The following is a 21,437-nucleotide window of genomic DNA, read 5'->3' as shown; positions in this document are numbered from 1 at the left end:
GCGGCCAGCCACGCCGTGTGCCCGTCCACCACACCACCTCACCCCATCGGCCCACCGGTCACCCCCATGCTGCTCGCCCCGGCCCGTGGGTGGGCGGTCCACTTATCGGCGAAAGTCCGCAGTCCACTCAACTCTCGCGCATCATCCGGTACCCGATCGAGGGCGCGACCCGCATGATCACGGCCAGCAGCGCCGTCACCCCGACGTGCACCCGGGCCCGGTCGCGGCGCACCCCGTCGAGCACCGCGGTGGCCGCCTGCGCGGCGCTGATCTTGCGGAACCGGCCCCTCCCCCGGGTCATGTCGGTGTCGACCAGCGGGAACACCGCGTCGAGCACCCGCACGTGCGGCGCGCCCCGGCGGCACTGGTAGTCCAGCGCCCTGGTGAAGGTGCGGACCCCGGCCTTGGTCGCGCAGTACACCGGCGCCGAGGCCTTGGGGGCGAGCGCGAGACCCGTGGTGACGTTGACGACCGCCGCCGAGTCCTGGGCGCGCAGGTGCGGGAGCAGCGCCGCGCAGAGGGTGACGACCGCGTCGAGGTTGACCGCGATCTCGGTCCGCGCCGCCGCACGGGTCGCCGCCGGGTCGTCGGCCAGGAAGTCGCTGTGCGCCTGGACGCCCGCGTTGTTGATCAGCACCGACAGCTCCGGGTGCAGCGCGACGAGCCGGTCCGCGAACGCCGCGGTGGCCGCCGGGTCCGCGAGGTCGACGACGTGCGGGTGCACGCGTGAGCCGTGCTCGGCCGCCAGAGCCTCCAGCCGCGCCCGGTCCCGGCCGACCGCGACGACCGTGGCCCCCAGCTCGACCAGTTGCCTCGTGAGTTCCCGGCCGACGCCCCGCGCGCCGCCGGTGACCAGAACGGTTCTTCCAGTGAGTTCCATCGTTTTCGCCCAATTCGGAGAGTGGTCAGCTGAAGGAGTGCCGATAGGCGGCCGGGGACATCGCCGTACGCCTGGTGAACTCGCGGGTGAAGTGCGGCTGATCGGCGTAGCCGCACGCGAACCCGATGGTGCTGAGCGGGTGCGTGCCCGCGAGCAGCAGCCCGGCCGCCGCCTCGGTCCTGGCCGCGCCGAGCAGGTCCTGGAACCCGCCCGCCGCCCGCAGCGCCCGTTGCAGGCTCCGCCCGGACGTCCCGACGAGCGCGGCGACCTCGGCCAGCGACCACCGCCTGCCCAGGTCGGAGGCCAGGAGCCCGCGCACCCGGGTGACCACATCGGACCGTTCGGGCACCGCGACCGGCGTCCGCGCGGTCGTGCCCGTCCACTCGAACCGCCACCACCCCGACCCGGTGACCGGTGGCGGCGCGACGAAGTCACCACCGGCGAACACGACGAGCGCCGACGGTCCCACCGCGACGCTCAGCCCGCGCACGCCGATCACCCCGAGCAACGCCACCAGCACCCCGAGCACGACCGCGTCCTCCGCGGGTTCCGGCGGGATTCCCGCCAGGCCCACGTGTTCTACAGTGATTTGACCGCCGGTGTCGCCCCGCGCCTCGACCCGGTGCCGCGAGTGCGTGAAGCGCTCCAACCGGCGCCACCGGTCGAGCAACTCGGCGGGCGTGGTCGCCAGCGACAGCGCCGAGACGGCTGGATCGGCGGCCAGTTCGCGCAGTACGCTCCCCGCTCGCGCCAGCGGCAGCAACCCGTGCGCGGCGGCCACCTCGGACAGGTACCGCCGTTTGGCGTCGAGGGGCAGCAGGGCGCCCGCAGCCTGGGGCGCGGTCGTGTCGATGCCCGCCTCGGCGAGGCCGCGGCGCACCGCGGCCACCAGTCGCGCGCTGGCGTACTCGTCCACCCGACCTCCCGCTGTCCACTCCGGCCAGAGTAGGTCCGTGGTGCCCGCGGCGTCTTGAACGATCGCGCCACCGGCCGCGGGCCCGGATTCCGCGGACCGCGGCGCGCACTCGGTTGAGGGGTACCGGCGGTGAATAGGGTGTTGTTGTTCAAAACTGTCAAACTACGTACGGGTTCTACAATTTATAAGTACCGGGTACGGATTGATCACGCTCCGCCATCGCCCGCACCATTGCGTCGTGTCCCCCCTGCGTGACCCGGGGTCCCACCGGGTCACCGGACTATCCGCGCACCCTGTCCCGGCGCGGAGAAAGCGATGGCCCATGAAGCTCATCAAGTCCGTTCTCGCACTTGTCGCCACTGCCGCCGCGGTCGCCGCGGTCGCGCCCGCCGCGTCGGCCAAGCCCGCCCCGCCGACCGACCCGGGCGCCACCGTCCAGATCATCGGCGGCAGCTACTACAACGGCAGCGCCACCTGGGCTGCCCGGCTGTTCTCCAACGGCCAGCAGAGCTGCACGGCTACCCTGATCGCATCCCGCTACATTCTCACCGCCCGGCACTGCGTCAGCGGCACCCTGTCCTTCCGGATCGGCAGCCTCGACCAGAGTTCCGGCGGAACGGTCGCCAACGGCGTGCAGACCACCACGCACTCCGCAGCCGACCTGGCCATCGTCCGGCTCGACCGGGCCGTCGCGGGCCCGTACTCGCCGCTGGGCACCACCTCCGACGTCGCGGTCAACCAGTACGTCACGGTCATGGGCTGGGGCGCGACCTGCACCAACCAGGCCGAGATCAACTGCCAGTCCCGCTACCTCAAGCAGGCCACCGTCCGGGTCGACACCGTCAACGGGCGCGACTACGCAGGCGGCGTCGGGATCGGCGCCTACTGGTACAACGGCCTCACCGCCGGTGGCGACTCCGGTGGCCCGATGTGGGGCAACGGCCGCCAGATCGGCGTCGCCTCCACCAGCAACCGCTCCGACTACACCACCTACACCAACATCACCCGCTACCGCTCCTGGATCCAGTCCATCGCGGGCGTCTGATGTGGACTGATCACTGAACCGAACCGCGGGGCGGGGGGCAACGGCGCCTCCCGCCCCGCGGCCGCAGGGAGAGCCATGCCGAGCCACGAACAGCACTCCGTCCTGATCGGCCGCGAGCACGAACTGGGCCTGCTCCAACTGCTGGTGCGGCGCAAGCCCGCGCTCGTGCAGGTGGAGGGCGAGGCGGGGGTCGGCAAGAGCAGACTGGTCCGCGAGCTGGTCGACACCCTCGGCGGCGACGTGCCCACCGTGCTGATCGGCTACTGCCAGCAGCTGCGCGAGCCGTTCGTGCTCGGCGCGGTGCTGGAGGCGCTGCGCCGCGCCAGGGGCCGGTTGGCGCAGTGCGGCGAGCTGAACCCGGTCACCTCGGCGCTGCGCACGGCGGTGCCGGAACTGGCGGACGTGCTGCCCGCCCCGGCCACCGGCGGCGCGGACCCGGAGTTCGACCGGCACCTGCTCTTCCGCGCCATCCGCGAGGTGCTCGCCGCGCTCGGGCCGGTGCTGCTGGTGATCGAGGACCTGCACTGGGCCGACGACGGGACCCTGCAGCTGCTGCGGTTCCTGATGGCCGACCCGCCCCCGGAACTGGCGGTGGTGGTGACCTACCGGCGCGAGGACGTCGCGGGCGGCATGCCGCTGGGCACCGCGTACCGGCCGGGCGCGGGCGTCACCGCGGAGCTCGTGCAGCTGCAACCCCTTGGGGTGGCGCAGGTCCGGATGCTGGCCGCCGCGATACTGCGCACCGAGTCCGTGAGCGCCGCGTTCGCCACCGAGCTGCACGAGCACACCGCCGGACTGCCGTTCGTGGTCGAGGAAGTCCTGCGCGCCATGAGCGACAAGATGATCGCCGACAGCGGCGACGGCACGGTCCCGCGCAGGTTCTCCGAGCAGGGCGAGGTCCCGGTCCTGCTGCGCGAGTCGGTCGCCGAGCGGCTGGCCGCGCTGTCCGCGGAGGCGGGCAGGCTCGTGCGCGCCGCGGCCGTGTTCACCATCCCGGCCGCGGTGGAGCTGCTCGGTGAGGTCGCGCGGCTGTCGGGGGAACGGCTCAGCGCCGCTGTCGACGAGGCCCTGGCCTGCTCGATCCTGCACGACCCCGGCGACGGCACCTGCGCGTTCCGGCACACCCTGGCCCGCCAGGCGGTCTACAGCACGGTGAGCGCGATGGAACGCCGTGAACTGCACCAACGCGCGGTGCGGCTGCTCTCCGCGCTCGACCCGCTGCCCCTGGTGCAGCTCGCCGAGCACAGCAGGCTGGCCAACCGCCGGGTCGACTGGCTCAACTACGGCGAGGCGGCGGCCGACCAGGCCCTGGCGGTGTCCGACGCGACCACCGCGACGCCGCTGCTGCAACGGCTGCTCGCCGAACCGACCCTCACCGGCGCCGACGTCGACCGGCTCGGCGTGAAGTTGGGCGAGGCGTCGCTGCTCGGCCTCTACACCCGGGGGTCGGCGGTGCTGCTCAAGCGCCTGCTGGTGGACCCGCGGCTGTCGTCGTCGGCCCGCGGCGAGGTCCGCATGCAGCTGGGTCTGTTGCTGTCGCGGCAAAGCGACGCGCTGGCCGAGGGGCGCGCGCAGCTCGAACTGGCCGCCGACGAGTTGGCGAGCAGGCCCGAACTGGCCGCCAAGTGCATGAGCGCGCTGGCCCAGCCGTTCACCGGCGACACCCCGCTTTCCCTCGTGGCACCGTGGATGCGCAAGGCGGACGCGTTCATCGACGAGTGCCACGACCCGGAGCTGCGGATCTTCCTGATGGCCAACGTCATCGGCTCCCTGGCGGCCATCGGCGACCCCGACATGCACGACCGGCTCGGGACCGTGCCCACCCTCGCCCAGACCCTGGGCGAGCAGCGGCAGGTCGCGCGGGCGCACAGCAACCTAGCCGACTCGCTGACCACCATCGGCCGCTTCGACACCGCCCGCGACTTCCTGCGCTTCGGCACGCGCGCGGCGGAGGAGAGCGGGGCGCTGTACGTGCTCAGCACCGCCCGCAGCACCGCGATCCGGCTGGACTGGTTCACCGGCGCCTGGGACGGGCTGGCCGCACGGGCCGAGTCGCTGCTGGTCGAGTACCGCGAGTTGATGGCGGTCGCGACGGAGCTGAACCTGGTGCTGGGGCTGCTCGCGCTGGCCAGGGGCGAGTGGGCGGCCGCGGCGGGGTACCTGGCCGACACGGGGGTCCGCACGCCGCAGAACGCGATCACGCCGGTCGCGCTGGGCGGTAGCGCGGGGTTGGTGCGGCTGGCCCTGCGCAACGACGACACGGTGCTGGCCGTGGTCGAGGCCGACGCGGGCATGGCCCTGTTGCGGCGCAAGGAAGTCTGGGCGTGGGCGGGCGAGTTCGCCCCGGCCGCGGTCGACGCCTACCTCGCCGCGGGCCGAGTCCACGACGCCCAGGACACCATGCGCTCCCTGGCCCAGGGCATCACCGGTGTCGTGGCCCCCCTGGCGTCCGCCGCCCTGCACACCTGCCGCGGCGCCATCGCGGAGTACCTCGGCAACCCGGCCGAGGACCACCACACCGCCGCCGCTCGCGCGTACGACGACCTCTCCGCCCCTTACCTGGCCGCCACGGCCTGGGAACGCGCCGAGGCCCAACGCCTGGCCAAGGGCGACCCCGCCGCCAGTGAGGCCTTCAGCCGCTGCGCCGAGCGCTACGAGGACTTGGGCGCCACACATGACGCCGCGCGATGCCGCCACCTGCTGCGGACCCTGGGGATCGTCACGCCGTCTCGGCAGGGGCGGCGCGGGTACGGCAACACGCTGTCGCCCCGGGAGCGGGAGGTGGCCCGGTTGCTTGCCGCCGGTCACACCAACAACCAGATCGCGGAGATCCTGTTCCTGTCACCGCGGACGGTGGAGCAGCACACTTCACGGGTGCTGCGGAAGCTGAAGGTGGTGTCCCGCCGCGACATCCGGGTCTCCGACCTGCCGTGACCGCTCGCGGGGGTGACCGGGTGGTCACCCCCGCGGGCGGGTCGGGGCTAGCGGACCGGGTTCTGCAGGTCCAGGGTCCAGCTGTCGATCTTGCCGACGTCGTTGGTGGCGGCGTCGCGGACCCGGAGGGTCCAGGTGCCCTGCGACGACTCGGTGCGCAGGTCGAGGACGTAGGACTTGACGATGTTGTCCGCGCTGCCGCCGGTGCGGTTGTGGAGGGTGTAGGGGGTGCCGTCCGGGGCGAGCAGGGTCACCACGAGGTCGCCCTGGTAGGTGTGCTGGATGTTGACGTCGACCTTGCTGGTCGCCGAGGGGCCGGTGTTGCAGCCGGTGAGGGTGATCTTGCTCTCGACGGTGGTGTTGTCCGGGATGGCGACGTCGGTGCCGTTGAGGTAGCGGCAGCCGGTGGGCGCGTCGTTGCGGACGTTGAGGGTGTAGGTGGCGGTGCGGGTGCCGCTGGGGCCGGTCCCGGTCACGACCACGGGGTACGACCCGACCGGGGACGAGGTCGCCACGGCGATGGTCAGTGTGGACGATTGGCCGGAGGTGACCGTCTGCGGGCTGAAGGTCGCGGTGGCGTTGGCGGGCAGGCCGCTTGCCGACAGCGAGACCGACTGGGCCTGGCCCGCGGTGGTCCTGGTGGCCACGGCGACGCTCAGGGTGTTGCCCGGCATGGCCTCACCGGTCGTCGGCGTCAGCGACACCGCGAAGTCGTTGGCCGGGGTGTCGGACACGCCCGCGAGCTTCCACACGGTGTACGCGATCGCGTTGGTGCTGTGGCCCATGGTGCGCGAGCCGACGTTGCTGATCGTGTCGCAGGCGGCGTGGTAGCACGGGTCGGTGCCGGAGCCGATGCCGCCGACGGTGATGTTGTACTTGGCGAACGAGGAGTGGTCGGAGCTGCCGTTCCAGCTGATGGGCGTGGTGGCGATGCCCTTGGCCTGGAAGTACTCCTTGAAGTGGTTGGCGATGGTGGCGTTGTGGTTGTAGACGCCCCAGGTGGTGACGTCCTTCTGGCCGACCATGTCGAAGTTGAGGTACGCGGCGATCTTGGCGCGCTCGGCGGCGGGCAGGTTGTCCGCGTAGTACTTCGAGCCGATCAGGCCCAGCTCCTCGGCGCCCCACCAGCCGAAGCGCAGCCGCTTCTCCGGGCGCAGGTTGTCCCGGGACACCGCGAGCGCGACCTCGAGCACCGCCGCGGTGCCGGACCCGTTGTCGTTGATGCCCGGCCCGGCGGTCACGCTGTCGAGGTGCGCGCCTGCCATGACGACCTTGGTGGCGTCACCGTAGGGCCACTCGGCGATGACGTTCCAGCCGGTGGCGCCGTTGTGGGTGAACGGTTGCAGGGTGGTGGTGAACCCGGCGGCGTCGAGCTTGCCCTTGACGTAGTCGGCCGACGCGCGGAACCCGGGCCTGCCGTGCGCGCGGTTGCCGCCGTTGTTGGTGGCGATGGTCTGCAGCTGGTTGAGGTGCGCCATGACGTTCTCGACCGGGATCTCCGGCGCGGCCGACACGAGCGCGGGGGCCTGCTGGGCTGGCGCGGGCGCGGAGTTCGCGATCCCCGCGGTGACGCCCAGCGCCAGCACCGCCGACACGACGGCGGTGAGGGCCGCTCTTGGTGACTTCACTTGCTCTCCTCCTCGGAGAAGGACGGGTGCGCGACACCCCGCCGGATCAGCGGCGGGGGTGCGTGGGAAGCAGGGGTGGGGTCCACCGGTGGCGATGCCGCGCCGGTTCCGGTGTCCGGACGGTACCCAGTGTCCGGTTCACCCGGCAAGGACGTCTCGTTGCCAGTGGACCCCAGAATCCATTACTGGGAAAGGGAAAACCCTCGTTCGTGCGCCTTCGGGCGGCGCCGGGAGCCCCGGCGCCGCCCCCGGCTCACCCGAGGGTGATGCCCCAACCCCGCACCGTGCCGGTGTCGTTGGTCGCGGCGTCGCGGACCTGGAGCTTCCAGGTGCCGTTCGGCGCCTCACCGGCGAGGTTCACCGGGTACGAGCGCACGATGTCGTCGGCGGAGCCACCGGTCCGGTTGTGCAGCACGTACGCGCTGCCATCGGGCGCGATCAGCGAGACGACCAGGTCGCCCTGGTAGGTGTGCTGGATGTCGACGTCGACCTTGCTGGTCGCCGAGGGCGTCACCGCGCAGCCGGAGATGGTGACCGGGCTCTCCACAGTGGAGTTGTCCCGGATGGCCACCGGTGTCGTGGTGCTCGCCTTGCAGCCGCCACCGGGACCGCTGACCACCAGCGAGTACGCCGCGGTCTTGCTCGTGGCGCCCTGTGCCTGGACGGTCACCGGGTACGTGCCGGGCGGGGTGGTGGACGAGGTCGCGATCGTCAGCGTGGCCGACGCGCCGGAGGTCACCGAGGTCGGGGCGAAGGTCGCCGTCGCCCCGGCGGGGAGCCCGGTCGCCGACAGGGCAAGCGATTGCGCGCTGCCGCTGGTGGTCGCGGTGGCGACGGTCGCGGTGGTCGACCCACCGGGGGCGACGGTGCCCGTGCCCGGCGACACCGCGACGGAGAAGTCGTTGCCCGGCTGGGAGATCCCGGTCAGCGGGACGGTCAGCGTGCTCTGCCCGGGCGCCAGCTTGAGCTGGGTCCCGGCCGTGGGGCGCAGCGTGTAGTCGTAGTCGGTGGAGATCACGACGAGGCCGATGCGGTGCCCCGCGGCGAACACGTAGTCCTTGGGTTGCAGGGAGAACGACAGGTCGTACTCCTGGCCCTGGGTGATCGGCTGGCTGGCGCTGATGCCGTCGCGGTTCTGCGGGTCGATCCAGCCGCGGGTGACGACCACCGGCGACGCGCCGCCGTAGTCGACGAGCAGCGCGGTGAGGTTGGCGGCCTTGCGGTTCTCGACCGACGCGCGCAGGGTCACCCTCGGCACGCCGGAGAGCTTGGCCTGCGTGGCGAGGGCGTCACCGCGGTAGACGAGCCTGCTGCCGTTCGCGCTGTCCGGGCTCGCGACGAGGGTGGTGGCCGTGCTGGTCCGCCCGTTGTCGACGAACGCCTGCTTGACGTCGCCTCCGGACCCGGTCAGCGACAGCGTGCCGGGCGCGGTCGCGGAGGTGGCGCCGAGGCGGAACACCGCGTTGCGCGCGGCGGGGTCCGGCCAGTCGGCGTACTGCTGCCAGGTGCCGTCGGTGAACTGCACGTCGGCCTTGGGCTCGTTCATGACACCGTTGTCGATGCCCTTGAGGTGGTAGTCGAACCACTTGAGCACCGCGGCCTGGTAGTCCGAACGCGACGGTGCGCCGTGCCCGCCGCGGTGCAGCCAGATCTTGCGCGGGACGTTGTTGGCCTTGAGCGCGTCCCACCACTGGGCGTACTGCGATCCCTTGACGTTCCAGTCGGCCTGGCCGTGCATGACGAACACGCCCGCGGTGACCTTGTTGGCGTCGCGCAGGTAGTCGCGCTGCTGCCAGAAGTTCGTGAAGTCGCCGGTGACCCGGTCCTGGTCGCGGGTGATGGTCGCGATCTGCCCGGAACACCGGGAGGCGTTGCCCACCACGGCCTTGGCGAGCACGTCGGCGTCCTCGCCCTGGTACCCGCCGGGTGCGACGACCAGCCCGTTGGCCCGGTAGTAGTCGTACCACCGCGAGATCGCCGCGATCGGCACGATCGCCTTGAGCCCGGGGACCCCGGAGGCGGCGGCGGCGTTGGGCAGGGTGCCGTTGTAGGAGATGCCGATCATGCCGACGTTGCCGGTGCTCCAGGTCGCCTTCACCTCGGTGCCGGAGGTGTTGTAGCCCTTGGCGCGGCCGTTGAGCCAGTCGATGACGGCCGTGGCGCCCAGGGTCTCGTTGCGGTCGCCGGTCGTCGGGCAGCCGTCCGAATCACCGGTGCCGATGCTGTGCCCCATCACCACGGCGTACCCGCGCGGCACGAAGTAGTCGTCGTACCAGTCGGGCAGGTCTGGCGCGGGCCGCAGCGACTCGGCGAACGGGGCGGCGGACCCGGCGGTGACGCCCTCCTGCGGGAGTCGGTCCACATTGGGGTTGTAGTTGGCGGAGGTGTTCAGCCCCTTGACGTAGGGGCTGTGCTCGAACACGACCGGTACCCGGGTGCTGCCGGACGGTCGGGAGATGTCGATGGCGACTCGGTCGAGCCGCCCGTTGCCGTCTGTGTCCACGCTCGTCTCGACGTAGACGCGTTCCTCGAGCATCGTCGCGGTGCTCTCTCGCGCGCTCGCCGCACTGGTGACCAGGGGGACACCACCAGCGACGACGAGCGCGGCAACCAGCACGGCACGGGGCAGGGGCCGCATGGGCGCTCCTTCACTTCTTGCAGGGACCACCAGCCAGCCCCACCCCACCCCTCGGCGTCAATCCGCCGTCCGGCACCCGCGCATAACAGTGATGACCTGTCCGCTTTAACTGTGAACGCCCGACTTCAAGGCACTTGAGGAAGCGGACCATCTGGGAACGCGACGGGGTCAGCTCCCATGACGTGAGACGTACGCGGCACGGGACAGGGCGCCGTGTTTGCGGAGGATGTTGGCGACGTGGTCCTCGACCGTGCGGCGGGACAGGAAGAGGGTCTCGGCGATCTCGCGGTTGGTGCGCCCGTCCGCGAGCAGGCGCGCGATCTCGGCCTCGCGCGGGGAAAGGGAGCGGCCGTAGCCGCGGCGGCCGCGGGTGGAGGGCATGGGGGTGCCCGCGCGGCGGGCGTGGTGGCGGCAGCGGGCGGCGGCGATGACGGCGCCGAGTTCCTCGTAGGTCTTGGCCAGCGCCAGGAACGAGTGCGGGGCGCCGAGGAGTGCGGCGCGTTCGGTGAGGGTCGCGGCGAGGTACGGCAGGCCGAGGTCTTGGTGCTGGGCGGCTGCGGCGGTGTACAGCGGGGCCACGACCTCCGGTGGATTGGTGGCGGCGGCGAGGTGGGCGTAGGCGGCGGCCAGGGACGCGCGCAGGAACGGGCCGTCGAGGGTCGCGATGCCCGCCGCGGTCTGGTCGAGCAGCCTGCGGGCGTCGTCGAGCCGGTCCGCCGCGGCGTAGGCCAACACCGCGGCCGGGACCAGGTCGGCCGACCAGGCCCACACCCGTTGGCGGCGCAGGATGGCGGCACCGGAGTCGACGTGGGTGCAGGCGGTCCGGACATCGCCCCGCTCCAAGGCCACAATGGACAGTGCGGCGATGGCGGCGAGGACCACCGGCGTCACGGCGGACTCCGGGTCGGCCAACCCGGTGTCGCGCAGGCACACCTCGGCCCGGGCCGTGTCCCCCGCCGCGAGGGCGAGCAATCCCTGGACCAGGCGCACCTCGCCGGTGACCGGCAGGGCACCCGGGTTGGCCGCCACGATCGCCTCGGCCCTGGCGTCCAACCCGGACCAGCGGCCCGCCAGCCAGTCGAGCCGGACCTCGGTGCCCATGCCGGTGCTGCGCACGTACGGCGCGGACTCGACCCCGCGCAGCCCGTCGGCGAGCAGCGCCCTGGCGTGGTCGAAGTGGCCGAGCCAGGCGCACACGTCCGCGAGGTTGCACCGCGCGCGGCCCAGCTGCCGCAGGTGTTCGAGGTCGTCCGGGTCGACCCGCGACGGCAGCAGGTCCTCCAGGTCCGCGATGCCCGCGTCGCCGAGCGTCAACCGCGACTGCAAGGTGCTCGCCAGCAGGGTGGTGCGCTGCGGGCCGGGCGGCATGGCCTCGATCCGGTCGAACACCAGGCCCTGCCAGCGGCGGCACTCCTCCACCGACCGGGTGCCGAGGTAGGGCATGCCGAAGATCGCGACCCCGCGCAGGCTCCAGGTCCCGGCGACCCCGGTGGTGCGCACCGCGGTCCTGATCTTGAGGTCGGCCCTGGGCAGGTCGCCCGGCGCGCGCATGAGCAGCAGCCCGAGTCCGATCGCGACCTCGGCCCTGACCCGCTCGGAGAGCCGCTGGTCGGTGAACAGCCGCTCCAGCACCGGGATCAGCTCGCGGTGCCGGGCGCCGCGCAGGCCGTGTCCGCACAGGACGGTGACCAGCCGGGCCAGGTCGTCGGCGGGCAGGGCGGGCTCGGCGACCAGCTCGGTCAGCCACCCCACCGCGATGTCGTCGCGTCCGGCCGCCATCGCCTCCTCCGCCGCGCGCACACCGTGGCGCAGCCACTTACCCAGCGCACCCGCTCCGCGCGCGTGCGTGGCCAGCTGCTGCGCGGGCCACCGGTCCCCCAGCACGGCGAGCGCGCGTTCGTGCAGTCGCCTCCGCTCACCAGCCGGTAACGACTCGTACACGGCCTGTCGTGCCAACGGGTACCGGAACCCGATCCCGGCGTCGGTCTCGACCAGCACCGCGCGCCGCACGAGCCGGGCGACCTCGGCACCGTCCACTCCGGCCACCTCGCTCAGCACCGCCGGGGACGCGGGCGACGCCACCACCGCGGCCGCGTGCACCAACGACGCCGCCGCGCCCCACAGCCCCCGCAGCTGGTCGGCCATCTCGTCGCGCACCGACCACGGCACGGGCACCCGCCCGAGCACGCGTTCCGCGGCGGCGGCGTCGGCCCGGCGCAACACACCGGGGTCGCGCACCGCGCCGACGAGTTCGGCCACCGCGAACGGCAGCCCGGCGGTCCGCCGCCACAACGCCGCCGCGACCGCGTCCGACACCGGCCCGACGACCCGGCCGACCCCGTCGCGGCCCAGCGGCTCCACCACGACCCTGGTCCTGCTCATCCGGCCGGGCCGGGCGCCGAGCGGGCCGCCGGGTCCGACCTGCTCCGGCCGGTAGGTGAGCACCAGGGTCAGGCCCGCGGGCGGGTGGTCGACGACCGCGCGCAGCACCCGCAGGCTCCACCGGTCGACCCACTGCGCGTCTTCCACCACCAGCGTCACCCGCCCCAGCGCGCCGATCACCTCGCGGAACCCGGCGGCCACCACACCGCCGGACGGCCGGGCCGGGGCCGGTGGGAGCCGGTCTGCCAGCTCCGGCAGGTGCGCCAGCACGGCACCCGCGGCGGGCCCCAGCGGGCCGAACGCGCGCGGGTAGCCGCTGAGCAGGTCGACCAGCACGCCGAACGGCGCCCGGTCGCGCGACGGGTCGCAGCGGCGGGTGGCCACCCAGTGCTCGACGCCCTGGCGGCGGGCCAGTTCGGCGACCAGCGCGCTCTTGCCGACCCCGGCGATGCCCTCGACCAGCACCAGCGACGGCGGCCACTTCGCCGCCTCGGTCACCGCGGCCAGTTCCCGCTCCCTGGCCACCGGGACGGCGGTCCCCGGGCGCACCCACACCCCCCTGGCGGCGGCCGGACCGCATTCCGGTCCCCGGTCGGCCAGGTAGCCCATGCGCCGAAGCATACCGAGACCGAATGGGCTCCGGTACTCATTCCCAGCGGCCATCGAATCCCATTTCCCCGGTACGTACCCAATCAGCGAGTACCTACTGTTTCCACGGTTGTTCTCCACCACGGAAGTGGGACGAGGAATGGGCGGTGCGGCCAGGGATCACCCGACCGCACCGCCTATTCCTCCCGTTACCCTGCCGGGGCTCAGGTCACGGTGAGCGCGAACTCGGTCTGACCGGTCCTGCCCGCCGTGTCGGTCGCGGTGATGACGATCTTGTAGGTGCCCGGCTGGAACGGCGCGAACACCGACATCTGGCTGGTCCCGCCCGGGCTGACGCTGAACGGGAAGAACATCGGGGCGAAGGTCAGGCCGGTGGCGCTGAGCCTGCTGGCACCGGTCCCGCCCGCCACGGTGACCGCGGCCTTGACACTGCCGCCCCTGGCGACCGTCGCCGACGACGGCGACGCGGTCGGCCTGGGGCCGTCGGTCGACCCGCCGTCACCCACGGTCAGCGTGTAGGTCGCGGTCTTGCTGCCCGTGCTTCCCCTGGCACTCACCGTGATCGGGTAGCTGCCCTTCGCCGCGCTCGCGGCGACGTCGAAGGTGACCTTGGCCGACTCGCCGGAGTTCACCGCCGCGGGCTGGAACCTCACCGACACCCCGGCGGGCTGGCCGGTCGCCGACAGCTCCACCCGCTCCGGCTGGTCACCGGCCGTGGTCGCCACCGTGGCCGAGATGTACTTGCCGGGATCGGCCTTGCCGGAGGACGGGGAGACCGCGACGGTGAACTTGCCGTCGCCGGGGGGTGTGCCGCCGCCGATCTCGGACCTGGCCCAGTCCCCCATCGCGTTGGTCAGCCGCGCCATGATGCTGTAGCGGTCGCAGCCGCTGGAACCCCAGGACACCACGCCGACGATCACACCGTCCACGGTGAACGGTCCGCCGCTGTCGCCGGTGCAGGTGGCGGTGCGGCCGTCGTCGTAGCCGACGCAGACCATCAGGTCCGGGTTGACCCTGGTGTTGAACACCTGGCAGCCCGACGCGTCGTTGACCGGCATCGTCGTCTTGTAGAGGACACCGGAGCCGCCGTTGGCCGAGGTGCGCCCGTAGCCGACCGCCGTGCCGTTCTTGCCGGGCTGGGTGAGCGCGGAGTCACCGGATCCGGCGACCCTCGCCCACTGGCTCTCCGGTACCGGGAGGTCGTCCTCGGTGGTCACGACCGCGACGTCGTAGCCGGTCTGCCAGCCGCCGGTCCCGGAGTAGCTCGGGTGGGCCTTGAACGAGACCACCTTGGTGCGGAAGGTCTCGTCACCGGTGGTGTTGAGGTCGTCGTCGCCGTAGAGGTAGTGCTTGGCGCCGGTGGCGTCGATCATGCAGTGCGCGGCGGTGATGATCTTGCGCTTGCCGACGACGGACGCGGTGCAGGACTGGCCCTGGGGTCCCCCGCCGCCTGCTCGCATACCGGCGATGACGAACGGGTTCTCCCGCACGGTGGTGCGCTGGCCGTTGACGACCTGGGCCCCGCCGCCACCGAGGACGAGCTGGTCGGTGGGGGTGGCCGCCGTGGCGGGTTGTTCGGCGGCTGGTTGCGCGGCGTACGCCACGACGGGCACCGCGGCCACGGCCAGTGCCAGCGCGGCGGCGAGCAGAAGCTTGCGCTCTCTCACGTCGATGTCCTTCTGTTGCAGGGAATCGAACGGTCGGGGCCCCGTGACCGGGCCTCCGGCGGGGAACGTCCGCAGGCGGCCAAGTGGACTATCGGGCCCGGTCACCGGCGAAACAACCGTGGTAATCGTGCGTAGCGAGTGCTGGACATGGCGGGCGCGGCGACAGATAGTGGTAGCCCGCGCGACCGGCACCGCGACGCCCCCTGCTCGTCGCCTGCCCGCCGCGCGACCCGAGGAGGCAGTCGATGGCGCGATCGATCCGGTCACCGGAGTTCGGTCGGGACCTGAGCCGGGTGCCGCGCACCGGCACGTTCGGCCAGGCGCTGGACGCGGCCATCACCGCGCGCGGGCTCACGCTCGACCGCGTCCGCTACCACCTCGCGGAGAAGGGCATCGACGTCAGCGTCGCCACCCTGAGCTACTGGCGGCGCGACCGCAGGCGCCCCGAGCGCGAGGAGTCGCTGCGCGCCGTGCGGGCGCTGGAGGCGCTGCTCGGGCTGCCCGCCACCTCGCTGCTGACCCTGCTCGGGCCGCCGCGCCCGCGCGGCAGGTGGCTGCGCCGGGAGACCGAGCTGCCGCTGATGGCGGAGTTCGACGACCCCGACGAGGGCGACTACACGATGGTCTCCGCGCACGACGTGTTCACCGTCGGGGCGGACGGCGACGAGCGCGGTGTCCGGTCACGCTTAGTGCTCAGGGGCGAGCGCGGACGGGTGACCCGGTGCCTGGTCAAGTACCAGGCCGACACCCCCGACTACCCGCCCGCGCTGACTACCGTGCGGTTCTGCCGCCGCGGCGAGGTGCGCCGGGACGACGCGACCGGCCTGATGGTCGCCGAGCTGCTGCTGGACAAGCCGCTGCGCGCCGGTGACCACGCCGTCGTCGAATACGAGATGGCCTCGGAACCGGGGCCCCGCGTGGAGTTCTACTACCGGCAGTTCCTCACCCCGGTCGCCGAGTACAGCCAGCAGGTGCAGTTCGAGGGCGCGCTGCCCAGCCGCTGCCACGGGTTCCGGCGCACCTCGCTGCACGGGCCGGAGCAGGTCGCCGAGGCGCTGACCGTCGGCCCGTCCGGGGCCAGCTGCCAGGTGGGGTTCAACGTCTCCCCCGGCATCATCGGCACCCGCTGGACCTGGTGAACGGGTTCTTCACAGTTTAACTGTCGAGCGGCGGGAGCCCCCGCGTCGATTTCACAGATTTACCGGCCACCGGACTTGTTAGACCGCCGAGATTGCTTCCTTACCGTGACTGCGGTCATTCTATCGGGCGTCACCCTGCGAAGTGACGACAGTTTCAGTCGTCCGAAAGGCACCCCGTATGCACCGCAAACTCGGGACAATCCCCCTGTCCGTTTCCGTCGCCGTTTCGGCCGCCGTCGTGGCCGGGACCGTATTCGCTGTATCCGGTTCGGCGGGTGCCGCCGACACCGCGGCGGCCAAGCAAGGCCCGGCCTGCTCGCTGTCCACGGCCGGTGAGCACTCCGAGAAGCCCGCCAGCTGCGTCTCCGCCGATGTGTCCCTCGACCGGCTGCCCGCGGTCGGCGAGTCGGCGACGGTCACGGTCAAGGTCGGCTCCCAGGTCGACGTCGCCAAGGCCCGGCTCGCGGTCACGCTGCCGGACACCCTCAAGCTCGACCCGCGCTCGAGTGGACTGTCCACCGCGCGCACCGTCGGCCTCGACCAGGTCGCCGACCAGCAGTTCACCTTGTCCCCCAACGGTCGCACGGTCACCTTCGGGGTCACCGCGGTGGCCGCCGGTCCGGTCAACATCCAGGCCGACGTGACCAGTGTGGACAGCCCGGCGCCGGAGCGCTCCGCGCACGGCTCGGCCACGCTGACCGTCGCCGACGCCAAGGGCGGCTCCAAGCAGGGCATCGCGGCCGCCACCACCGTGGGCCGCACCCTGGTCGCGCCGAGCGCGAGCCTGGTCCCCGCCGCCGTGCCCGGCCAGATCTGCGCGACCGGCACGTTCAACTACAGCAACCCGGCGGGCACGTGGCAGCCGGGCCGCACCATCAAGGTCCAGGTGGCGGGCAAGACCACCTCCTCGGCCGCCAGCGCGTACTACGCCACCGGGTACACCAGCAGCACCGGCACCTACTCGGTCTGCTTCACCACGCCGGTCACCACCATGTACCAGGTGTGGGTGGAGTTCCAGGCGGACTCGAACCTGTGGCGGGTCACCAACAACGCGGGCACGACCACCTACTCGGTGACCACCGCGGCCAAGACCAACGTCGCCAGCGGCTCCGACGCCGCGTTCGGCACCACCACGCCGACCTCGACCTACATGCGGGCCTGGCACGCCTTCGACACGGTGAACAAGCTGTGGGCGATCCACGGGACCAGCGCCTGCTGGACCACCCGGGAGAGCAGCAACTGCCGCAAGATCACCATCCACTGGCAGCCGGGCAGCACCGACGGCACCTACTTCCAGAACGGCGTCGCCGTCGCCAACCGCTACATCGCGCTCATGGACGCCGACCCCGACTCCGCGCACACCGTGCTGCACGAGTCCGGTCACGCGCTGATGGACATGCTCTACGGCGGCTGGTGGGCCACCAGCGACTGCCCGTCGCCGCACTACCTGCACCTGCGCACCGGCACCAACTGCGCGTGGACCGAGGGCTTCGCGAACGCCATCGCGGGCTACGTGATGGGTGACGGCCGCTACTACTGGTCCGACGGCAGCTGGCTCGACCTGATGCAGACCAACTGGTTCAACTCGAGCCAGGCGGCGGGCCGCACCAACCCCAACGACGGCGACACCGTGGAGCTGCGCGTCGCGGGCGCGCTGATCGACCTCTGGCGCAATGTCGACAGTGGACCGGGTGGGACGTTCGACCTGATGGTGGGCAACACTTCCAGCAGCTTCCGGGAGTACGTGGTCACCGACCGGCCGACCAAGGGCCTGAGCACCTCGACGGCCACGATGAACCTCATCTACACCCACACCATCGACTACCGCAGCAGTGGCACGACGACCACCAGGCCGCCGACCACCACGACGCCGCCCACGACCACCACCCCGCCGACCACCACCACGCCGCCGACCACGACGACCAACCCGAACCCGGGCACCAACCTCGTCACCAACGGCGGCTTCGAGAGCGGCACCACCGGCTGGACCGTCACCGGCGGCTCGGTCGGCAACTGGACCTACTACGCGGCCCAGGCGGGTAGCTACTACGCGTGGCTCGGCGGCAACGGTCAGGTCAACACCGACACCGTGAGCCAGAACATCACCATCCCGGCCACGGCTGGTTCGGCGACGCTGACGTTCTACCTGCGGATCGCCACGGCGGAGTCGGGCAGCACCGCCTACGACTACCTCCGGGTCCAGGCGATCAGCGGCTCGACCACGACCAACCTCAAGACCTACAGCAACGCCAACGCCAACAGCGGCTACGCGTTGCAGACGGTCGACCTGTCCGCCTACAAGGGGAAGACGATCACGTTGCGGTTCTACGGCACCGAGGACAGCAACCTGCAGACGGACTTCCTCGTCGACACGGTGTCGGTCACCACGAGCTGACCCACCGTCGTCCCCCCGGGCCGGTCGAGCGCACACCCCCGCGCTCGGCCGGCCCGGCCGCTTTCACGCCTCCGCCAGGCGCGCGGGTGGCTCTCGGTCTCGGCTGCGCCGTCGACGGGTAGACCTCGCCTTCGGCATTGGCCTGGACGCGATTTAAGCGACAAGCTCGATGGGGCGAACTTGTTTTGTGCGGGGCCCCTACGACACCCGGGCAGAACCACAAAGCAGGGGCCCACAAGCAGGCCCTGCCACGGTGAGCGACGCTACGGGTGCCGTCCCCCCACACAAAACAAGTCCACCCCATCGAGCCGGCTTGGCACCAGCGACTCCGAGGAGCGTTGTTCGGCCAACGTCGTAGAGGGGCACGTTGGGACCAACGTCTGGGGGCCTCTGTGGGCAGCCCGCCCAGGACAGCCAACAGCCCCGCGTCCACCAGACACGGGGCCATCGCACTACCCACCAGACCGTCTCACCCCGGAGGGCGTCAAGCTCAGCCCTCGCGCCTCGCGCGCAGCTTCGCCAGTGCCTCGGCAAGAATCGCGTCGATGGCCGTGACCGGGGACTCGGCCGTGGCCGGCACGTCGTCCAACTCGGCGGCGACGGCGCGTATGGCGGGCAGTAGGGCGATCGCCCTGTACAACTGACCTGACGGTCGCACCGATCGCGTACGCACACGTTTTCCGGGTTCGTCGGACCGTGGGCGGGCGGTGGGCCAGAATCGGGGCACAGGGCGACGACAGGGGTGGGGATGAGCGGGTTCGACATCAACCTGGGCGAGGTCCGGGCACACGCAGGCACCGTGGCGACGATCTCCAGCGAGGTGAACGGGGCGCTGCGGATCGCGCAGGCCACCGTGAGCGGGAACGCCTACGGGGCGATCGGCTCGTTCTTCGCCGCCGCGATCGCGCTGGCCGGCGACGACGTGCGCGAGGCGATCACCAAGACCGCCAAGGCGTACTCGGACGTGCAGGACGGGCTGCGCGCGGTGGTCGCCGACTACCAGGAGATCGACGACGCCCACGCGCGCGTGTTCGGCGGCGGCGACGGCACCGTCCAGCCCGCGCAGGCCACCCCCGGGGAGCGGCCGTACTCGCCCTCGCAGCGCCAGAAGGCGATCGAGGTGCTGGAGCGGGTCTCGGCGCAGCACCCGATCAGCGTCGCCACGGTCGCGTTGCCGCCGGTGAAGGCGCTGAAGTGGGGCATCGGGGAGACCGCCTCGGGCAGCATCGGCGACCACTACGAGAAGGACGTGGCGCACGTGCTGGCCAAGCCGCCGACCGACGCCAACCTCAGGGAGCTGGCGGTGACCGAGACCAAGTTCTGGAACTCCGAGCGCGGCAACTGGGCGGGCTCGATGCTGACCGCGGAGAACCGGTACGACCTGCTGGTCCTGAGCCGCCACGTCTGGTTGGCCGAGATGCCGATGGTCCTGCGCGCGCACGTCCGCGAGCAGCTGGGCCTCTGACACCACCCCGGGACCCCGGCCTGCTCGACGGCCGGGGTCCCGCGCTGTCTAGGATCTGCGGCCAACACGGACGGTTGAGCGAACAGCCGCCACCACCTCGTGGGACCGGTCGGGGTGTCGATGGCAGGTGGCCGCGGTCGGGCGGCCCGCTGTCGGCGGCACCTGGGCGCCCACCCAGCGAAAGCGCGCGTGCGATGAGCCAAGACCAGGTAGCCCGTCCGTCCGCGCGCTGGTCGCTGCGCCGGTGGTGGGTGGCGTCCTCGGTGCTGCTGGTGCTGGTGCTGCTGGGGTCGATGATCAGCGTCGGCTGGGCGATCGCGGACCTGACCCGGTCGCGGACCCGGCTGCTGGACACCATCGGGCCCGCGGTGGTGAGCACCCAGCAGCTGGGCACGGCGCTGATCAACCAGGAGACCGGGGTCCGCGGGTACACGCTGAGCGGGCTCGAGGAGTTCCTCACCCCGTACTCCGCCGGTGTCGCCGACGCGGCCAGGGCCAGGGCGGTCGTGGCGGCGGCCCAGTCCGAGCTGCCGTGGCTGGTCGGTCAGCTGGACTCGGTCGACCGGGCGATCGAGGCGTGGCGCGGGGTGTACGCCGAGCCGGTGATCGCGGCGACCAAGGCGGGGGCGCCGCCGCCGACGGTGGAGGCGGGCAAGCAGGAGTTCGACGCGGTGCGGTCGGCGCTGAGCACGTTGCAGTCGCGGCTGGAGACCGACCGCACCGCGGCGCGGGCCGCGCTCAACAACGCGGCCTCCCGGCTGGCCACCACCTGCGTGATCACCCTGGGCGGGCTGCTGCTGGTCGTGCTGGTCGGGGTCGGGTTGATGACGACCTCGGTGGTGCGGCCGCTGTCCAGGCTCACCGACGAGGTACGGCAGGTGGCCGACGGCGACTTCGCGCACCCGGTGACCGTGCGCGGGCCGCGGGAGATCGCCTCGCTCGGGCACGACGTGGAGACGATGCGGGTGCGGATCGTCACCGAGCTGGACCGCGCGCAGGCGGCCGGGCGGGACCTGGCCCGGTCGAACGCGGAGCTGGAGCAGTTCGCCTACGTCGCCTCGCACGACCTGCAGGAGCCGCTGCGCAAGGTCGCCAGCTTCTGCCAGCTGCTGGAACGGCGCTACGGCGACCAGCTCGACGAGAAGGCGGGCCAGTACATCGGGTTCGCGGTGGACGGCGCGCGCCGGATGCAGGTGCTGATCAACGACCTGCTGGCGTTCAGCCGGGTCGGCCGCCACACCGGCAAGCACGCCGACCACGACGCCACCGCGCTGGCCGAGCAGGCCACCCGCAACCTCACCGAGGCCATCACCGCCGCCGAGGCCACCGTCACCATCGACCCCCTGCCCACCGTGCACGGCGAGGCCCCGCTGCTGACCTCGGTCTTCCAGAACCTCATCGGCAACGGCATCAAGTTCCGCGGCTCGGCACCCCCGACCGTCACCATCACCGCCGACCGCGACGACACCACCTGGACCTTCTCGGTCACCGACAACGGCATCGGCATCGAACCCCAGTTCGCCGACCGCGTCTTCGTCATCTTCCAACGCCTGCACGCCAAGGACAGCTACCCCGGCACCGGCATCGGCCTGGCCATGTGCCGCAAGATCATCGAATTCCACGGCGGCACCATCTGGGTCGACACCGAACACACCGGCGGCACCAGGATCCGCTTCACCCTCCCCACCATCGACTCCGAGCCGATCCCAACACCCACCGCCTAGCCACACCTCCGGGTG

Annotated in this window: 13 protein-coding genes; 6 read left to right on the top strand and 7 right to left on the bottom strand. The window is 72.0% G+C overall.

Translation table 11 applies throughout. The features are described from left to right. Positions 1–127: 127 nt before the first annotated feature. Both BMY07_RS02815 and BMY07_RS02810 read right to left on the bottom strand, forming a co-directional pair. Positions 128–880 (bottom strand): SDR family oxidoreductase, encoded by a 753-nt coding sequence (locus BMY07_RS02815; protein ID WP_092774784.1) that lies wholly within the window; start codon positions 878–880, stop codon positions 128–130. A 25-nt stretch (positions 881–905) separates the two neighbouring features. Continuing rightward, a complete protein-coding gene (locus BMY07_RS02810; RefSeq protein WP_177215399.1) occupies positions 906–1,796 on the bottom strand; it encodes a helix-turn-helix transcriptional regulator in 891 nt (296 codons plus the stop codon). A 322-nt stretch (positions 1,797–2,118) separates the two neighbouring features. Between BMY07_RS02810 and BMY07_RS02805 the strand changes: the two genes are divergently transcribed. Both BMY07_RS02805 and BMY07_RS02800 read left to right on the top strand, forming a co-directional pair. Beyond that, positions 2,119–2,841: a S1 family peptidase gene (locus BMY07_RS02805; protein WP_092774782.1), complete on the top strand. Its 723-nt coding sequence runs from the start codon at positions 2,119–2,121 to the stop codon at positions 2,839–2,841. A 75-nt stretch (positions 2,842–2,916) separates the two neighbouring features. After that, positions 2,917–5,775 (top strand): helix-turn-helix transcriptional regulator, encoded by a 2,859-nt coding sequence (locus BMY07_RS02800; protein ID WP_092774781.1) that lies wholly within the window; start codon positions 2,917–2,919, stop codon positions 5,773–5,775. A gap of 47 nt (positions 5,776–5,822) precedes the next feature. On the opposite strand, the gene BMY07_RS02795 is transcribed toward BMY07_RS02800, so the two are convergent. From BMY07_RS02795 to BMY07_RS02780, 4 genes are all read right to left on the bottom strand, one after another. After that, a complete protein-coding gene (locus tag BMY07_RS02795) occupies positions 5,823–7,403 on the bottom strand; it encodes a M20/M25/M40 family metallo-hydrolase (protein ID WP_245782154.1) in 1,581 nt (526 codons plus the stop codon). A gap of 253 nt (positions 7,404–7,656) precedes the next feature. After that, on the bottom strand, positions 7,657–10,041 hold the full coding sequence (locus BMY07_RS02790; protein ID WP_218150567.1) for a Xaa-Pro dipeptidyl-peptidase: 2,385 nt from the start codon (positions 10,039–10,041) through the stop codon (positions 7,657–7,659). A 168-nt stretch (positions 10,042–10,209) separates the two neighbouring features. Beyond that, complete coding sequence (locus BMY07_RS02785) at positions 10,210–13,044, bottom strand: AAA family ATPase (protein WP_177215398.1); 2,835 nt, start codon at positions 13,042–13,044, stop codon at positions 10,210–10,212. Between the two features lie 191 nt (positions 13,045–13,235). Further along, entirely contained in the window at positions 13,236–14,699 is a 1,464-nt protein-coding gene (locus tag BMY07_RS02780; RefSeq protein WP_092774779.1) for a S1 family serine peptidase, read from the bottom strand. Between the two features lie 245 nt (positions 14,700–14,944). Between BMY07_RS02780 and BMY07_RS02775 the strand changes: the two genes are divergently transcribed. Then, the gene (locus BMY07_RS02775; protein ID WP_092774778.1) at positions 14,945–15,838 is read left to right on the top strand and encodes a hypothetical protein; all 894 of its coding nucleotides are present in this window, start codon (positions 14,945–14,947) and stop codon (positions 15,836–15,838) included. 238 nt (positions 15,839–16,076) lie between these two features. Then, positions 16,077–18,233 (top strand): M6 family metallopeptidase, encoded by a 2,157-nt coding sequence (locus BMY07_RS02770; protein ID WP_143073317.1) that lies wholly within the window; start codon positions 16,077–16,079, stop codon positions 18,231–18,233. A gap of 490 nt (positions 18,234–18,723) precedes the next feature. Here the strand turns inward: BMY07_RS02770 and BMY07_RS34070 are convergent, their stop codons facing one another. Further along, positions 18,724–18,873, bottom strand: a complete 150-nt coding sequence (locus tag BMY07_RS34070; protein WP_177215397.1) for a hypothetical protein — start codon at positions 18,871–18,873, stop codon at positions 18,724–18,726. Between the two features lie 108 nt (positions 18,874–18,981). Between BMY07_RS34070 and BMY07_RS02765 the strand changes: the two genes are divergently transcribed. Together BMY07_RS02765 and BMY07_RS02760 are read left to right on the top strand one after the other, a co-directional pair. After that, positions 18,982–19,698, top strand: coding sequence for a type VII secretion target (locus BMY07_RS02765; RefSeq protein ID WP_092774776.1), 717 nt, complete (start codon positions 18,982–18,984; stop codon positions 19,696–19,698). Between the two features lie 194 nt (positions 19,699–19,892). After that, entirely contained in the window at positions 19,893–21,422 is a 1,530-nt protein-coding gene (locus tag BMY07_RS02760; RefSeq protein WP_092774775.1) for a sensor histidine kinase, read from the top strand. The last annotated feature ends 15 nt before the right edge of the window (positions 21,423–21,437 follow it).

The sequence above is a fragment of the Actinokineospora terrae genome (genome assembly GCF_900111175.1).
GTDB lineage: Bacteria > Actinomycetota > Actinomycetes > Mycobacteriales > Pseudonocardiaceae > Actinokineospora > Actinokineospora terrae.
This window is presented reverse-complemented; position numbering and strand designations above follow the sequence as displayed.

Coding starts and splice junctions, on each gene's coding strand:
- BMY07_RS02815 (WP_092774784.1), bottom strand. CDS start 880: ATGGAACTCACTGGAAGAACCGTTCTGGTCACCGGCGGCGCGCGGGGC.
- BMY07_RS02775 (WP_092774778.1), top strand. CDS start 14,945: ATGGCGCGATCGATCCGGTCACCGGAGTTCGGTCGGGACCTGAGCCGG.
- BMY07_RS02790 (WP_218150567.1), bottom strand. CDS start 10,041: ATGCGGCCCCTGCCCCGTGCCGTGCTGGTTGCCGCGCTCGTCGTCGCT.
- BMY07_RS02760 (WP_092774775.1), top strand. CDS start 19,893: ATGAGCCAAGACCAGGTAGCCCGTCCGTCCGCGCGCTGGTCGCTGCGC.
- BMY07_RS02785 (WP_177215398.1), bottom strand. CDS start 13,044: ATGCTTCGGCGCATGGGCTACCTGGCCGACCGGGGACCGGAATGCGGT.
- BMY07_RS02765 (WP_092774776.1), top strand. CDS start 18,982: ATGAGCGGGTTCGACATCAACCTGGGCGAGGTCCGGGCACACGCAGGC.
- BMY07_RS02800 (WP_092774781.1), top strand. CDS start 2,917: ATGCCGAGCCACGAACAGCACTCCGTCCTGATCGGCCGCGAGCACGAA.
- BMY07_RS02805 (WP_092774782.1), top strand. CDS start 2,119: ATGAAGCTCATCAAGTCCGTTCTCGCACTTGTCGCCACTGCCGCCGCG.